Annotated in this window: 18 protein-coding genes; 14 read left to right on the top strand and 4 right to left on the bottom strand. The window is 58.9% G+C overall.

Features of this window, described 5'->3' with window-relative positions:
• Positions 1-5 precede the first annotated feature (5 nt).
• From HEP69_RS11555 to HEP69_RS11600, 10 genes are all read left to right on the top strand, one after another.
• A complete protein-coding gene (locus tag HEP69_RS11555; protein ID WP_290558685.1) occupies positions 6-563 on the top strand; it encodes an NnrU family protein in 558 nt (185 codons plus the stop codon).
• The gene (locus HEP69_RS11560) at positions 560-766 is read left to right on the top strand and encodes a DUF1737 domain-containing protein (RefSeq protein WP_290558686.1); all 207 of its coding nucleotides are present in this window, start codon (positions 560-562) and stop codon (positions 764-766) included. The genes HEP69_RS11555 and HEP69_RS11560 overlap by 4 nt, the downstream gene beginning before the upstream one ends.
• Positions 767-1,798: a MaoC family dehydratase gene (locus tag HEP69_RS11565; RefSeq protein WP_290558687.1), complete on the top strand. Its 1,032-nt coding sequence runs from the start codon at positions 767-769 to the stop codon at positions 1,796-1,798.
• 97 nt (positions 1,799-1,895) lie between these two features.
• On the top strand, positions 1,896-2,618 hold the full coding sequence (locus HEP69_RS11570; RefSeq protein ID WP_290558688.1) for a DUF1194 domain-containing protein: 723 nt from the start codon (positions 1,896-1,898) through the stop codon (positions 2,616-2,618).
• A 150-nt stretch (positions 2,619-2,768) separates the two neighbouring features.
• Positions 2,769-3,152: a succinate dehydrogenase, cytochrome b556 subunit gene (gene sdhC, locus HEP69_RS11575; RefSeq protein WP_290558689.1), complete on the top strand. Its 384-nt coding sequence runs from the start codon at positions 2,769-2,771 to the stop codon at positions 3,150-3,152.
• Positions 3,153-3,162: 10 nt separating this feature from the next.
• Positions 3,163-3,534 (top strand): succinate dehydrogenase, hydrophobic membrane anchor protein, encoded by a 372-nt coding sequence (gene sdhD, locus HEP69_RS11580; RefSeq protein ID WP_290558690.1) that lies wholly within the window; start codon positions 3,163-3,165, stop codon positions 3,532-3,534.
• A 22-nt stretch (positions 3,535-3,556) separates the two neighbouring features.
• Positions 3,557-5,362, top strand: coding sequence for a succinate dehydrogenase flavoprotein subunit (gene sdhA, locus HEP69_RS11585; RefSeq protein WP_290558691.1), 1,806 nt, complete (start codon positions 3,557-3,559; stop codon positions 5,360-5,362).
• Entirely contained in the window at positions 5,359-5,703 is a 345-nt protein-coding gene (locus HEP69_RS11590; RefSeq protein ID WP_290558692.1) for a hypothetical protein, read from the top strand. Before sdhA ends, HEP69_RS11590 begins: the two co-directional genes overlap by 4 nt.
• Positions 5,704-5,716: 13 nt before the next feature.
• Positions 5,717-6,496, top strand: coding sequence for a succinate dehydrogenase iron-sulfur subunit (locus tag HEP69_RS11595; protein ID WP_290558693.1), 780 nt, complete (start codon positions 5,717-5,719; stop codon positions 6,494-6,496).
• A 549-nt stretch (positions 6,497-7,045) separates the two neighbouring features.
• Positions 7,046-7,888 (top strand): DUF1989 domain-containing protein, encoded by an 843-nt coding sequence (locus HEP69_RS11600; RefSeq protein ID WP_290558694.1) that lies wholly within the window; start codon positions 7,046-7,048, stop codon positions 7,886-7,888.
• 69 nt (positions 7,889-7,957) lie between these two features.
• Here the strand turns inward: HEP69_RS11600 and deoD are convergent, their stop codons facing one another.
• The 4 genes from deoD to HEP69_RS11620 form a co-directional block, all read right to left on the bottom strand.
• Positions 7,958-8,662 carry a purine-nucleoside phosphorylase gene (gene deoD / locus HEP69_RS11605; protein WP_290558695.1) on the bottom strand — a complete coding sequence of 235 codons (705 nt, stop codon included), beginning with the start codon at positions 8,660-8,662 and terminating at the stop codon, positions 7,958-7,960.
• Between the two features lie 70 nt (positions 8,663-8,732).
• Complete coding sequence (locus tag HEP69_RS11610) at positions 8,733-9,083, bottom strand: H-NS histone family protein (protein WP_290558696.1); 351 nt, start codon at positions 9,081-9,083, stop codon at positions 8,733-8,735.
• Between the two features lie 116 nt (positions 9,084-9,199).
• Positions 9,200-11,167 carry a protein meaA gene (locus tag HEP69_RS11615; protein WP_290558697.1) on the bottom strand — a complete coding sequence of 656 codons (1,968 nt, stop codon included), beginning with the start codon at positions 11,165-11,167 and terminating at the stop codon, positions 9,200-9,202.
• A gap of 95 nt (positions 11,168-11,262) precedes the next feature.
• The gene (locus HEP69_RS11620; RefSeq protein ID WP_290558698.1) at positions 11,263-11,853 is read right to left on the bottom strand and encodes a GNAT family N-acetyltransferase; all 591 of its coding nucleotides are present in this window, start codon (positions 11,851-11,853) and stop codon (positions 11,263-11,265) included.
• A gap of 66 nt (positions 11,854-11,919) precedes the next feature.
• On the opposite strand from HEP69_RS11620, the gene HEP69_RS11625 reads away from it, so the two are divergent.
• From HEP69_RS11625 to HEP69_RS11640, 4 genes are all read left to right on the top strand, one after another.
• Positions 11,920-13,332, top strand: coding sequence for a 1-acyl-sn-glycerol-3-phosphate acyltransferase (locus HEP69_RS11625; protein ID WP_290558699.1), 1,413 nt, complete (start codon positions 11,920-11,922; stop codon positions 13,330-13,332).
• 112 nt (positions 13,333-13,444) lie between these two features.
• On the top strand, positions 13,445-14,725 hold the full coding sequence (gene ccrA / locus HEP69_RS11630) for a crotonyl-CoA carboxylase/reductase (RefSeq protein ID WP_290558700.1): 1,281 nt from the start codon (positions 13,445-13,447) through the stop codon (positions 14,723-14,725).
• A 222-nt stretch (positions 14,726-14,947) separates the two neighbouring features.
• A complete protein-coding gene (locus HEP69_RS11635) occupies positions 14,948-15,163 on the top strand; it encodes a hypothetical protein (RefSeq protein ID WP_290558701.1) in 216 nt (71 codons plus the stop codon).
• Positions 15,102-15,821 (top strand): autoinducer binding domain-containing protein, encoded by a 720-nt coding sequence (locus HEP69_RS11640; RefSeq protein ID WP_290558702.1) that lies wholly within the window; start codon positions 15,102-15,104, stop codon positions 15,819-15,821. Before HEP69_RS11635 ends, HEP69_RS11640 begins: the two co-directional genes overlap by 62 nt.
• The last annotated feature ends 98 nt before the right edge of the window (positions 15,822-15,919 follow it).

Here is a 15,919-nt window from a genome sequence, read left to right on the forward strand (position 1 = left end):
CAGATATGAGCTGGCTGTTACTGATCTTGGGGATCGCGATCTGGTGGGGCGCGCATCTCTTTAAACGGGTGGCCCCGGGGGCCCGCGCGGCAATGGGCGATCCGGGCAAGGGCGTGATTGCCGTAGCCTTGGTGGCGTCGATCGTGTTCATGGTGATCGGTTATCGCGGGACCGACTTTACCTATGTCTGGGCGCCGCCCAGCTTTCTGATCCATCTCAACAACCTCTTGATGCTGATTGCGATTTTCCTCTTCAGCCCGGCGCCGAAACGCGGACGGCTGCTTTACGGGATGCGCCATCCGATGCTGATCGGGTTCAAAACCTGGGCATTCGCGCATCTGCTGGTGAATGGCGATCTGGCATCGGTTGTGCTGTTTGGCGCGCTTTTGGCCTGGGCTGTGGTCGAAATGATTGTGATCAACCGCTCCGAGCCCGGCTGGCAGAAGCCGACCGAACCCGGAACCTATGCCAAGGACGGGATGTTCTTTGTGGGTTCGGTGATCCTGTTGGCGGTAATCGGTTACATCCATGCCTGGCTGGGCGTCTGGCCCTTCCCGTCATGACCACGCTCTATCGGCTGCTGACCGAGGAGGACACATCGGCCTTTTGTCACAAGGTCAGTGAGGCCTTGGCCAAGGGTTGGTCGCTTCATGGCGACCCGACCTATGCCTATGACGCGGATTCCGGCGTGATGCGCTGTGGTCAGGCGGTGATCAAAGAGGTGGACGCGCCCTATAGCGCCGACATGAAACTGGGAGAGCAGTGAATGGCCAAGACCAATCCGGGACGGTTCTTTGAGGATTACACCATCGGTCAACGGATCGATCATGCCGTCCCGCGCACGTTGTCAGGCGGGGAGCGGGCGCTCTATCATGCGCTTTATCCGGCGCGGCATGCGCTTTATTCCTCGGATGAGTTCGCGCGGGTCTGCGGGTTGCCACAAAGTCCGGTTGACGATTTGGTGGCGTTTCACATTGTCTTCGGCAAATCGGTGCCGGATATCTCGCTGAATGCGGTGGCCAATCTGGGCTATGCCGAGGCGCGGTGGCTGCGCCCGGTCTATGCGGGCGACACGTTGCGCGCCAGCTCCGAAGTGATCGGGCTCAAGCAGAATTCATCTGGTAAGACCGGCGTCGTATACGTCCGCACCACCGGGTATAACCAGCATGATCTGGCGGTCATGGAGTTCATCCGCTGGGTCATGGTGCGCAAGCGTGATATGGCGGCGCCCGCGCCGGAGGCGGTGGTGCCCAAGACCTTGCCGGTCGTGGCGCCAGGCGATCTGGTGGTGCCTGCGGGTCTGGATTTCAGCAATTACGATTTCACCCTCGCCGGTGAGCCGCATCGTTGGACCGATTACGCGGTTGGGGAGCGGATAGACCATGTCGATGGTGTCACTATCGAAGAAGCCGAGCATATGTTGGCCACAAGGCTGTGGCAGAACACGTCGAAAACCCATTTCGACGTCACCCCACGGGCGGATGGCAAGCGGCTGATCTATGGCGGGCACGTGATCTCAATGGCGCGCAGCCTCAGCTTTAACGGGCTGGCCAATGCGCAAATGGTGGTTGGGCTGAATGCCGGGACCCATGCCAACCCGTGTTTCGCGGGCGACACCGTGCGGGCCTGGTCGGAGGTGCTGGACAAGGCCGAGGTGGACGCGCCCGGTATGGGCGCGCTGCGTCTGCGTCTGGTGGCGACCAAAGGGGGCGATCCGTTTACGTTAAAGGGGGCAGATGACAAGTATCTGCCCGAGGTGCTGCTGGATCTGGATTACTGGGCCCTTTGCCCCAAGTGAGCGATGCGGTCTGCCGCCTGGAACCACACAGGCCCGGGCCAAGCCGCTGGCATCTAAATGATGTGCAAATCGGATTGGCGTTGATAGGCTTTGTCTTATGCGCCTGCCTGTTGCCCTTGCCGGATTCCTGATGGCTGCCGTTCCGGTGCAGGCCTGCGATCTGGCGTTGATCCTGGCCGTGGACGTGTCGGGGTCGGTGGATACGCAGGAGTTTCGCATCCAAATGGACGGGTTGGCCGAGGCGCTGCGCGATCCGGTCATTTCCGAGGCTTTGGTGCGCAGCCAGTCCCAGGTGATGCTCGTGCAATGGACCGGGGCCACCCGGCAAAGGGTGACGTTGCCCTGGACGGCGCTGCATGATTTCGGATCCGTGGACCGATTTGCCGACGCGGTGGAGACCGATCAAAGGGTCTGGCGCAACTATTCCACTGCGGTCGGTGAGGCGCTGAGCTTTTCGGCGGCTCAGTTTGCCGACGTTGTCGGCTGTTCACGGCATCTGATCGACGTGTCGGGCGATGGGCCATCGAACGAGGGCGTGCCGCCCGAGACGCAGCTGTCGCAGCTCAGGGCCGCTGGGATCACGGTGAACGCCATTGCCATCGAAGAGAGCGAGCCGGATCTGACGGCCTATTTCTTTGAGAATGTGATCGTCGGCGAAGGAGCCTTTGTCGAGACGGCCATCGATTTCGAGGATTACCCTGAGAAAATCCGCCGCAAATTGCTGCGCGAGATTACCAAGCAAACCGCGGGCGCAACCTGGCCCGATCCAGACCCTGCAATCCAGACCGCGGCGCGGCCCGCGCCAGAGCGTGAGCGTTAACGTGTGATCACAGCTCTGGATCGTGTGATCACAAGTCATCAGTTTTTAACCACCCGCGCCAAAAAACCGCGCCTTTTTAGGGTTCTCCCGCGTGACAGGCAGGTAAAAAGCGTTAGTAAGAAGCTCAGGGAACCTGAAAGGACTTTCGCCATGGCCGATGTGAATCGGGGAAACAGGCCGCTGTCGCCTCACCTGACCATTTACCGCCCTCAGCTGACCTCTATGACTTCGATTCTGACGCGGATCACCGGCAATGCGCTTTTGCTGGCGGCACTGCTGATTGTGTGGTGGTTTCTTGCCGCCTCGACCTCGGTCGAATCCTTCGCGGTGGCGAATGGTGTATTGACCAGTTGGTTTGGCGATCTGGTCATGGTCCTGTCGCTTTGGGGGTTGTGGTATCACACGCTGGCCGGCGTGCGGCACCTGATCTGGGACAACGCGATCGGACTGGACATCCCCACGGCGGAAAAGCTGGGTTGGGCTGTCATCGGCGGGTCGGTCCTGCTGACGCTGCTCACCGTGGCCGTGATCTGAGGAGCATAAGATGCGTTATCTGACAGACCGCAAACGCGCAGAAGGCATGGGATCGGCAAAAACTGGGACCGCGCATTTCTGGGCCATGAAAGTCAGCTCGGTCGCCCTTTTGGTGCTGATCCCGCTGTTTCTGCTGACATTCGGCCCGATGCTGGGCCAGGATTATGCCACTGTGACCGACTATTTCGCGCGCCCGTTTCCGGCGCTGGTTGCGGCGCTGACCATCGTGGTGGGCTTTCTCCATTTCAAGGATGGTGTGCAGGTCCTGATCGAGGACTATGTTCACGGCACCGCACAAAAAGTTCTGATTATCGCGATGATCTGCCTCAGCTATGGTGCTGCGGCGACCGGGCTTTTCGCCATCGCGCGACTGGCGCTCTGACGCGCCCGAGAGGAGAAGAGATATGGCTGCATATGATTACGAGACGCATGAATATGACGTCGTGGTCGTGGGTGCCGGAGGTGCGGGTTTGCGCGCCACGCTGGGCATGGCCGAACAGGGGCTTAGAACCGCCTGCATTTCCAAGGTGTTCCCAACCCGCTCGCACACCGTTGCCGCCCAGGGCGGCATCGCGGCATCTTTGGGCAATATGGGCCCCGACAGCTGGCAGTGGCATATGTATGACACGGTCAAGGGTTCGGACTGGCTGGGTGACACGGATGCGATGGAGTACCTCGCGCGCGAAGCACCCAAGGCGGTCTATGAGCTGGAGCATTACGGTGTCCCTTTTTCGCGCACCGAAGAAGGCAAGATCTATCAGCGCCCGTTTGGCGGCCACACCACCGAATATGGCGAAGGTCCGCCCGTGCAGCGCACCTGTGCCGCCGCCGACCGGACCGGCCACGCGATCCTGCACACGCTTTATGGTCAAAGCCTCAAGAACAACGCGGAATTCTATATCGAATACTTCGCGATCGACCTGATCATGTCGGATGACGGCGTCTGTCAGGGTGTGCTCTGCTGGAAGCTCGACGATGGCACGATGCATCTTTTCAGCGCCAAGATGGTGGTGTTGGCCACGGGTGGCTATGGCCGAGCCTATTTCAGCGCGACCTCGGCGCATACCTGCACCGGCGACGGCGGCGGGATGACCGCGCGCGCGGGTCTGCCGCTCCAGGATATGGAGTTCGTGCAGTTTCATCCTACCGGCATCTATGGTTCGGGTTGCCTGATTACCGAAGGCGCACGGGGCGAGGGCGGCTACCTCACCAATTCCGAAGGTGAGCGGTTCATGGAACGCTATGCGCCGACCTACAAGGATCTGGCGAGCCGCGACGTGGTCAGCCGCTGCATGACCATGGAGATCCGCGAAGGGCGCGGTGTGGGCGAAACCGGCGATCACATCCATCTGCATCTCAACCACCTGCCCAAGGAAACGCTGGATCTGCGCCTGCCGGGGATTTCGGAAAGCGCGCGTATCTTTGCGGGTGTGGATCTGACCAAAGAGCCGATCCCGGTTCTGCCCACCGTGCATTATAACATGGGTGGTATCCCCACGAATTACTGGGGCGAGGTTCTGGCGCCTACCAAATCGGACAGCGAAGCGGTCGCACCCGGCCTTATGGCGGTGGGCGAGGCGGGCTGCGCGTCAGTGCATGGCGCGAACCGTCTCGGTTCCAACTCGCTGATCGATCTGGTGGTGTTTGGCCGCGCGGCGGCGATCCGGGCGGCGGAAATCGTCGATCCCAAGACGGCTGTGCCCACACCCAGCCAGCGCAGCATCGAAGCGGCATTCAGCCGGTTTGACGGTCTGCGCTATGCCAAGGGCCACGTGCCCACCGCCGAGTTGCGGTTGGAGATGCAAAAGACCATGCAGCAAGACGCAGCCGTCTTCCGAACCGACAAGACGCTGGCCGAGGGTCAGAAGAAGATGGAAGAGGTCTCGGGCAAGATGTCGGATGTCAAAGTCACAGATACCTCGCTGGTGTGGAATTCGGACCTGATGGAAACGCTGGAGCTGACCAATCTGATGCCCAATGCGGTGGCCACCATCACGGCGGCGGCGGCGCGCAAGGAAAGCCGCGGTGCCCATGCGCATGAGGATTATCCCGACCGCGACGACGAGAGCTGGCGCAAGCACAGCCTTGTGTGGTTCAAGGGCAACGAGGCGTCGCTGGGTTATCGCGGTGTGATTACCAAACCGCTGACAAGCCACAACGATGGTGGGATCGACCTGAAAAAGATCGCGCCCAAGGCGCGGGTTTATTGAGCCGCATGACACGCGTGGGTCTGGGTCTTGTGTCGCTGATCTTTCTGGCGGGCTGCGCGCAAACGCAAGCGACCGCCGATGATCTGGCCCGCCGCAGCGCCAAGGCGGCGGTGAGCGAGACGCTCGTGACCCGGTTTCCCACCGTGCCAGAGGCTGCTGTGACCCCCTTCACCGATTGTATCGTCGACAATTCGACTGCGCGCGAGATCGGCGAGTTTGCCAAAGATGCGGTAATCGGTACGTCCGAGACAACCGTTTCCCTGATCCGGGGCGTTCTGTCCCGATCCGAGACCCAAACCTGTGTGGCCCGCGAAGGCCTCGCCGCGCTGACCGCGGCCTGAGAGGAGAACACCGATGGTTCAACTGACCCTGCCCAAAAATTCCCGTATCAAGACGGGCAAGACCTGGCCCAAGCCCGAAGGGGCCACCAATCTGCGGAAATTCAGCATCTATCGCTGGAACCCCGACGATGGGAAGAACCCGCAGGTCGACACCTATTTTGTGGACATGGACACCTGTGGCCCCATGGTTCTGGACGGGCTGATCAAGATCAAGAACGAGATCGATCCGACCCTGACCTTCCGCAGGTCCTGCCGCGAGGGGATTTGCGGATCTTGCGCGATGAATATCGACGGGATCAACACGCTGGCCTGCATTTATGGCATGGACGAGATCAAAGGCGATGTGAAAATCTATCCTCTGCCGCATATGCCGGTGGTCAAGGATCTGATCCCGGACCTGACGCATTTTTATGCGCAGCACGCGTCCACGATGCCGTGGCTGGAAACAAAGACAAATCGTCCTGCCAAGGAATGGCGCCAGTCGATCGAAGATCGCGAGAAACTGGATGGCCTATATGAGTGTGTGATGTGCGCCTGCTGCTCGACCTCGTGCCCATCCTATTGGTGGAATGGCGACCGGTATCTCGGCCCGGCTGCGTTGCTCCATGCCTACCGCTGGATCATCGATTCACGCGATGAGGCAACAGGGGAACGGTTGGATGATCTGGAAGATCCTTTCAAGCTCTACCGGTGCCATACGATCATGAACTGCGCCAAGACTTGCCCGAAAGGTCTGAACCCGGCCAAGGCGATCGCCGAGATCAAGAAGATGATGGTGGAACGGACCGTCTGAGCACGCCTATGCGGGCTGTGCATGGCGTGATTGTGTAAATAGCGGCTGTATCTGGCCAGGAAGGGACTAGGTTGCTCTTGAGGGAGGGTCCACCGAACCCACGAGGTCACCATGATACCGGCAAGCAAAAATACGCCTGCAAGAACCTCCGCTGAAGATGCGCTGAGGATACTTGAGGAGGCGTGGGCCTACTACACACCCGAGCCAACGCCGAGGCCCGCTGAGCAGGAGCCGAGGCTCTTTCAGTATTACGACGCTGCATGAGCGGTGTGACGGCCCATCCGGGCTGGATGTAACAGGCGCGGCACGTTAAGTTCGCGCCTGTGCATATACTCCTTGCCCTCTTGATTGCCTTTGTGATTGTCGTGATCGTTACCCGATCACGCGCAGGCACGCGGCACTGTCGCTGGCGTGAGGAAAGGTCTGGCAACCGTGGCACCCTGCGCAAATACCGGTGTATGACCTGCGGGGCAGATGCCTTTACCTCCAGCGATGGCCCGCCGGAAACCTGCCGCGATCCAAACCGGAAGACCAAGTAAGGAGACGCAGATGGTCAACGTTCCCAGCGACGCCGAGGCCCGCCGTTCCATAAAGCCGGTAATCTGCTACCCGCCCGAGACACTGCCACCGCCCGATCTAGCGCTCTATGTCGCGGCGCGGAAAACCGCGCAAAAGGTTGACGAAGTCATGGTCCCCCCGCGAGAGGCGGCGGTGTTCACTGCGCGCGCGGGCCAGTTCTTTCGCATCAGCTCCGTTGAGGGGCCGCAAGTCGGCGATTTGAACCTGCACAACCTCGATGATCTGAGCGAGAGGTTCTATTCCGGGAAATCGCGGGCCTTGCACGGCACGCACCTGACGACCGGAGAGCGGATGTGGTCCAGTTTTCCGCATTTGCGACCCATGGCGACGATCACCCAGGATACGCTTGGCTGGTACGGGATCGACGCATTTGGCGGGTCGGTGCATGATGTGATTGGCACACGGTGCGACCCATATACAAACACCCTGTTGAATGGCGGACACTATCATCATTGCTGCCATTCCAACCTGACACGGGCCCTGGCGGAATACATGGGCGTTGCGCGCAGTGAGGCCGAGCCGCTGGTGCACGATGTACTCAACGTCTTTATGTGCACGGGCTTTACCCGCGATACTGGCCAGTATTTCATGAAAGCCAGCCCGGTCAGGCCGGGAGATTATCTGGAGTTCTTTGCCGAAATTGATGTGCTGGGGAACCTGTCGGCTTGCCCGGGCGGCGATTGCTCTGCAGAGCATTCCTCGGACGCGGCCCCTTGCCATCCATTGCTTGTCGAGGTTTTTGCACCCCAAGATGGGGCTTTGGCCGGATGGGTTCCCCCAAGCGAAAACGGTTATGATCGCTCTCACGGGTGACGGGCGTAGGTTTCTAAAAGAACGTGTTTGCCTTAAGGGCCGGTATTTCTCTGAAAGTCCTCTTGGCGCTTAAGCGAACGCGGCATTCAAAGCGATCTCGACCATATCGCCAAAGCTCTGCTCGCGGTCTTGGGAGGGCAGAGCCTCACCGGTATCCAGATGGTCGGAAACCGTCAGAATGGCCAGTGCCCGTCGGCCATAGCGTGCCGCCAACGCATAAAGCTCGGCGGCCTCCATTTCCACGCCCAGAATGCCATGGCGGACCATTTCAGCATTCAAGTCCGGACGCTCATCATAAAACACGTCCGAGGAATAGATACCGCCCATATGGGGCACGATCCCCTTGTCCTCACAGGCGGAGTAGGCCGCGCGCAGCAGCCCCCAATCCGCAACGGGGGCGAAATTCAATTCGCGAAAGATACCGGACGAGGGTGTGCTGATGGTCGAAGAGGTCATCGCCAGAATGATGTCCCGCAGCGCCACATGGGGCTGCATGCCCCCGCAAGATCCGATCCGAATCAGTGTCTGGGCATCGTAATCGCGGATCAGTTCGTTCACATAGATCGACAGCGATGGCATACCCATGCCCGATCCCTGAACCGTTACCCGGTTGCCACGCCAAGTGCCGGTATATCCCAACATACCGCGGGTTTCATTCACCAGCTCTGGCGCCTCAAGAAACGTCTCCGCAGCCCATTTCGCGCGATACGGATCGCCGGGCAACAATACCGTGCCCGCGATCTGGCCTTTTTCAGCGCCGATATGAATGGTCATGACATCTCTCCGCGTTTGGAACGCGGACCTTATCCGTCATCCGGGACAGTGGCGCAATCGCCGCGCGACGTCAGATTTCCAAAGCTGCCGGGTCGATACCCTTTTCCATCGCGGATCTGAACCAATTGGGTTGGCGTCCTTTGCCGGTCCAGGTTTGATCCGCGTTCTCAGGGTTACGATATTTCGCAATACCTTTGTCTTTAGCCACCTTGCGTTTCTTGTATTTCCGCTTGGGGGCCGCGCCCGCGTCCGATTCATCTGCAAGTTCTGTCAGCGAAAACCCAAATTGAGCGGCTGCCTTTTCCGCTGCCTTCTTGGCCGCGCGTAAATCGCGCGCCTTGGATGCTGTCAGTGCCTTTTCGACATCGGCCTTGAGCTTTTCAAGCTCTTTTGTAGTCAATCCGCTAAGATCAATGGCCATGTCCTGTCCTCCTGTCACTTCTATAGTCGACGACAAATGGCACCTAAGCCATTAGCAGGACAAGGACTTATCTCCTATCACTATGATCTATTTTGTGTCAGTGGGCGATGCACCGCTCACTCTGCTGCCAATGCCTTGGGGTCGGCCAGCGCCACGATATCCATCATGATCGTATTCAATTCGAAATCCTTGGGCGTATAAACTTTTGCTACACCCATATCCAATAGCCGTTGAGCATCTTCATCGGGAATGATCCCTCCCACAATCAACGGCACAGACCCCAGACCGGCATCTTTCATTTTCTGAACCAGATCTTCGACCAGCGGCATATGGCTGCCAGACAGGATCGACAGGCCAATAACATGGGCCTGGTCCTCAATAGCGGCGGCAATGATCTCATCCGGTGTCAGGCGGATGCCCTCGTAAGATATGTCCATGCCGCAGTCGCGCGCGCGAAAGGCGATTTGTTCCGCGCCGTTCGAATGCCCATCAAGGCCCGGCTTGCCAACCAGGAATTTCAGGCGGCGCCCCAGTTTGTCGCTGACGGCATTCACAGCCTCACGGATGTGATCCAGGCCTTCGGTCTTGTTCGACACACTACCTGAGACGCCGGTGGGGCCACGATAGGTGCCGTGCACACGGCGCATTTCCTCGGCCCATTCGCCGGTGGTGACGCCAGCCTTGGCGGCGGCAACGGACGGACCCATGATGTTCTCGCCCTTCTGCGCAGCCTCACGCAGCGCGGCCAGCGCAGCCTGTACGGCATTGCTGTCGCGGTCGGCCCGCCAGGTATTCAGCCGACCGATCTGTTCCAACTCGACTGCGGGATCCACAACCATGATGCCGCCATCTTCGGTCTGGAGGGGGGAGGGCTCTGTCGTTGTGTATTTGTTTACGCCAACAACCACGGTATCTCCCGCCTCGATCCGGTTCAGCCTGTCGGCATTGGAATCGACGAGTCGTGACTTCATATACTCAATGGATTGTACCGCGCCGCCCATCGTCTCCAGATTGGCCAACTCGGCGCGCGCGCCCTCTTTAAGATCTTCGACCTTGGCATCCACCACCGCGTTGCCATCGAACAGATCGCCATATTCCAGCAAGTCGGTTTCATAGGCCAGGATCTGTTGCATCCGCATCGACCATTGCTGATCCCAGGGGCGTGGCAGGCCCAACGCCTCGTTCCAGGCGGGCAATTGCACCGCCCGTGCCCGCGCCTTTTTCGACAACGTCACCGCCAGCATTTCAATGAGAATACGATAGACGTTGTTCTCGGGCTGCTGTTCGGTCAGGCCCAGTGAGTTGACTTGTACCCCATAGCGGAAGCGGCGGAATTTCGGGTCGGTCACGCCATAGCGCGTCTCGCAAATCTCATCCCAGAGATCGACAAAGGCGCGCATTTTGCACATCTCGGTAATGAAACGGATACCGGCATTCACAAAAAACGAAATCCGCCCCACCAACGCGGGAAAATCTTCGGCCGGGACACGGGGGCGCAGTTCGTCCAGAACCGCCTGACCGGTGGCCAGCGCAAAGGCCAGTTCCTGTTCCGGCGTGGCACCGGCCTCTTGCAGATGATAGGAACACACGTTCATCGGGTTCCATTTCGGCACGTTGGTATAGCAATACTCCGCCACATCCGCGATCATCTTCAGTGACGGTTTGGGCGGGCAGATATACGTGCCACGGCTGAGGTATTCCTTGATCAGGTCGTTTTGCACCGTCCCGGTCAGTTTCGAGATATCGGCGCCCTGCTCCTCGGCCACGGCAATGTAAAGCGACAATAGCCATGGCGCCGTCGCGTTGATTGTCATCGAGGTGTTCATTTGTTCCAGCGGGATCTGATCGAACAGCATCCGCATGTCACCCAGATGGCAGATCGGCACGCCAACCTTGCCCACCTCGCCGCGCGACAGCTGGTGGTCGCTATCATAGCCCGTCTGTGTGGGCAGATCGAAGGCCACCGACAAGCCGGTCTGACCCTTTGCCAGGTTTCCCCGATAAAGCGCGTTTGACGCCGATGCGGTTGAATGTCCGGCATAGGTCCGGATCAGCCACGGGCGGTCTTTTTTCACGTCAGTCATTGTGGAACCTCATGAATCAGGGCGGGCAATTATATTGCGTCATGAGGGTGATACTTGAAAGATTGTGGCAAAGTCAATTCGCTGCATTGCGGCAATCACGGTAGAGGAAAGACCATTGTGGTGCTTTCCGTAAAGCCGAAAACATGCCGCAATGGACCGGTCTGTTCTTGTCCCGTTGCGACAAAGCCCTGCCGTTCATAAAGGGAGCGGGCGCGCGGATTGGTGTCGATCACATCCAACCGCACGCGGGATAACTCCCGCTTGGCGGCCTCGCCCTTGATGGCATCCAAAAGGAGGGTGCCGACACCGCGCCCGCGCGCCTCAGACCCGACGCAGATGCCGTCCATTAAGAGCGTGCCCTGCTCTACCTTACGCTCAAGCGGTGCCAGCAGTGCCGCACGCAGGAGCCCGCCGAGCACGCCATAGGTCGATAGGAGGTCGCGCAGACCACCATCTGCCAAGCTGCCTTCGCCGGTCTTAAAGCCCGCAAGACCCAGCATCCGACCGTCTGCGTCCCGTGCGACCAAAGCGAAATCCGGGTTCATCACCTTGGCAAAGAATGCCTCGCCTCGGGGTGTGGGGCCAAGGGTCCTGGCCAGTTTCTCTCCGAAAGCCTGCCAATAAAGATGCGCTGCCTGAGGTCGTTCGGCATCTGAAAACCCAGGCGTTACGCTGATCTGTCCCATCCCACTCATCTCATTTACGCATTCTCATATATTGTTCTTGCGCCGCTTTGCTGCAAGTGTCGGTTGATGACGTCGACCGTGGAACTCCCGTTGTGGCTTTTTGTGCTGATCCTGCTCTTTGCAGTGGTCACCTTTGCCTCGCATTTTCTGTTCCCGTCGGTTCGGTGGTTTTTTCGGCGCAGGCTGGAGCGTGTGGTCGCGCGGCTGAACGAACGGCTTGAGCGACCGATCCAGCCGTTCAAGCTTGCGCGCCGCTACGATATGATACAGCGCCTGATCTACGATCCCGAAGTCAGCCAGGCAATTGTCGAACACGCCGCCGCCAGTGGGACCCCCGAAAACGTGGCCTTTGAAGAGGCGCGGCGCTATGCGCGCGAGATTGTGCCATCGTTTTCCGCGTCTGCCTATTTTGGATTTGCCATTCGCGCGGCGCGCTTCCTGTCGAATGCGTTTTATCGAGTGCGGCTGGGCCATCACGATGAAGAGGCGCTCAAAGCGATCGACGCCGAGGCGACGGTGGTCTTTGTGATGAATCACCGCAGCAACATGGATTATGTGCTGGTGACCTATCTGGCGGCGCAGCGGTCCGCGCTCTCTTATGCGGTGGGCGAATGGGCGCGGGTGTGGCCGCTCAGCCGTCTGATCCGGGCCATGGGGGCGTATTTCATCAGGCGTAAATCGCGAAACGATCTCTACCGCCGCGTCTTGGCGCGCTATGTGCATCTGGCCACCGAGGCGGGTGTCACGCAGGCCATGTTCCCCGAAGGCGGGCTCAGCCTGACAGGCAAGCTGATGCCGCCCAAACTGGGCCTCTTGAAATACATTGCCGACGGAATGGGGGAGGGGACCCGCGACGTTGTGTTTGTTCCGGTCGCGTTGAACTATGACCGCGTGCTGGAGGACCGCATTCTTCTGGGTGCGGTGCATCGCCCGCATCGCCGCTTTGAGGCGTCGATCAGTATGATCGCGGCCAAGACGCTCAAGCAGCTTTGGCTGCGGGCCACCGGACGGTATCACAAATTCGGCTATGCCGCCGTCAGTTTTGGCCTGCCTTTGTCTTTGCGGGACTTTTCGACCCAGCGCACAGGGGATGTGACGGTGCCCTTGGGGCGGGAGCTGATGAAGCGGATCGGCGAGGTCGTTCCGGTCTTGCCGGTACCGATGGTCGCCTGGATCTGCCAGGATGGTGCCGCGCGCACCCGCGCGGAGGTTGAGCTGGCCCTTAGCACGCTGATTGAGGAGGTGCCGCACGCGCATATCCACTTGCCCCGGAACAACCGTGACTATGCGGCCGAGGTGGGTCTGCGCCAACTCACCGAACGCGGCATCCTGATCCTGACTGGAGACAGCTATTCCTTGAACCCAGAGGAAGAAGAGCTGTGTCGGTTCTATGCCAACTCCATCCGGCATCTGTTGCCGCGCAACAATCCTAAAGATTCTGCACCCGCGAAAGAAATTTCTGCACTCGCAAAGTCATAAAATTACAAAAACGCCGCTTTGACGGTTGCAATGTTGCGTTTGCAGCCATATTCCATCGAATGAACGCCGCGATTCTGCGTCGCGGCACGGTCTTGATATCAAGGAGGGACCCATGGCCCTGGATCAGAATGGCGGCAGCGCGGATTATGAGGCTCCGGAAAAGGATCTGTACGACATGGGAGAGATGCCTCCCATGGGATATGTGCCAGAGAAGATGCATGCCTGGGTTCTGCGTCGGGAACGCCATGGCGACCCGGACAAGGCGATGCAGCTCGAAGTCGTCGATGTGCCAGAAATTGGCGATACCGATGTTCTGATCCTCGTTATGGCGGCAGGTGTGAACTATAACGGCGTTTGGGCCTGTCTGGGTCAGCCGGTGTCGGTGTTTGACGGTCACCGTGCGCCCTATGCGATTGTGGGTTCGGATGCCGCAGGCATCGTCTGGGCCGTGGGGGCCAAGGTCAAACGCTGGAAAGTCGGAGATGAGGTTGTGGTGCACTGCAACCAGGACGATGGCGACGACGAGGAATGCAATGGCGGCGATCCGATGTATTCGCCCAGCCAGCGGATCTGGGGCTATGAGACAGCCGACGGCTCATTCGCTCAGTTTACCCGTGTCCAGAGCCAGCAGCTGATGCCGCGGCCCAAGCATCTGACCTGGGAAGAAAGCGCGTGCTACACACTGACCTTGGCGACCGCCTATCGGATGCTCTTTGGTCATGCGCCGCATGATCTCAAGCCTGGGCAGAATGTGCTGGTCTGGGGCGCATCCGGCGGGCTGGGGTCGTACGCGATCCAGTTGATCAATACCGCAGGCGCCAATGCGATCGGTGTGATCTCGGACGAGAGCAAGCGCGATTTCGTGATGGGTCTGGGTGCAAAAGGCGTCCTCAATCGCAAGGATTTCAAGTGCTGGGGCCAGATGCCCACAGTGAACACGCCCGAATATGCCGAATGGTTCAAAGAGACCCGGAAATTCGGCAAGGCAATCTGGGATATCACTGGCAAGGGTGTGAATGTCGATATGGTGTTCGAGCATCCGGGCGAGGCGACATTCCCGGTCTCGACCTTCGTGTGCAAGAAAGGCGGTATGGTGGTGATCTGTGCAGGCACGACCGGCTTCAACTGCACCTTTGACGTCCGCTACATGTGGATGCATCAGAAGCGTTTGCAAGGCAGCCATTTTGCCCATCTCAAACAAGCCAGCGCGGCCAACCAACTGATGCTGGAGCGGCGCCTTGATCCGTGCATGTCAGAGGTCTTTACCTGGGCTGATCTGCCCCAGGCGCATATGAAAATGCTGCGCAATGAGCACAAGCCAGGGAACATGGCAGTGCTGGTGCAGTCGCCCAAGACCGGTTTGCGCACCTTGGAAGACGTCTTGGATGGCTAATCCCGACTGAGTCTTGCTGATGCAGACGGTGCTAATGGCCCGCGAATCCCCCTTGTGATTCGCGGGCCATTCTCGTTTTTGGAACCAGCTTTGCGAATCCAGAGGGTTAGAAATCCTGCCCTCACCATTTTTGGGGAGGGGAAACCAGCGAATTTCCGACGAAAAACAGTCATGCTATAGTTGAATTAACTATTCATTAATTACTTCGGAGAGATCTTAAGAATGAAGCATACGTGGATAATGGACGTTCTCGAAGACCTCAAATCTTTTGCACGTGCAAATGGTTTGTCCGTATTGGCCGAGCATCTGGACGATGCCAAGTTGATCGCGGCGAGGGAGATGGCGTTGCAAGAAGAGAAGGTTCCGTTGCAGGGCTATGGTGAAACGGGCACGGCTGGAAAACATATTGGAGGACTTGGACAGCACAACCAAGCTTGAGGGTCTTCAGAGCGCGACTGTCGCGCTGCGCGACCTGTATCAGATCCACCACATCGTCTATCACTGGGTTGACTCTGCGGGCGATCAATACGGGTGTGGGACCTATTCCGATGCATGGCGCCAGCGCTATCTGGAACAGAACTACCTTCGAATAGATCCAGTCATTCAGGGCTGTTATCAGCGGTTTCATCCGGTAGATTGGAAACGGCTGGATTGGTCCAGCAAGGCTGCGCGTGCGTTTCTCAGCGAAGCGATCGCGTATGGCGTGGGCAATCAGGGATACTCCGTTCCCATCCGGGGGCCCAATGGCCAATTTGCGCTGTTTACCAGCAATCACGATTGCGACGACGCGTATTGGAACCAGTTCATCGAAACCCATGGCCGCGATCTGATTCTGATCGGACACTACTTTAACCGCAAGGCGCTGGAGTTCGAGCCGGTGCGTCAGCCCGAACCGGCGCAATCGCTTTCACCGCGGGAAGTGGATGCAATGACCCTCATCGCTCTGGGGTATAATCGCGCTCAGGTCGCCAACTCGCTGTCGATATCCGAACATACCCTGCGGGTCTATATCGAGAGTGCGCGGTTCAAGCTGGGTGCGCTCAATACCACACATGCAGTGGCGCGCGCCATGAGCCGGGGTCTGATCGTTGTCTGACCGCGCCATTTTCTGACACAGAAAATGCGCAGATTTTGAGACAAAGTCTTGCCACCCCATTGCTCGGCGAAGCGCCAGAAAAGCGTGGCGTTTCGCGT

Source organism: Aestuariivita sp. (genome assembly GCF_021404545.1).
Lineage (GTDB): Bacteria > Pseudomonadota > Alphaproteobacteria > Rhodobacterales > Rhodobacteraceae > Aestuariivita.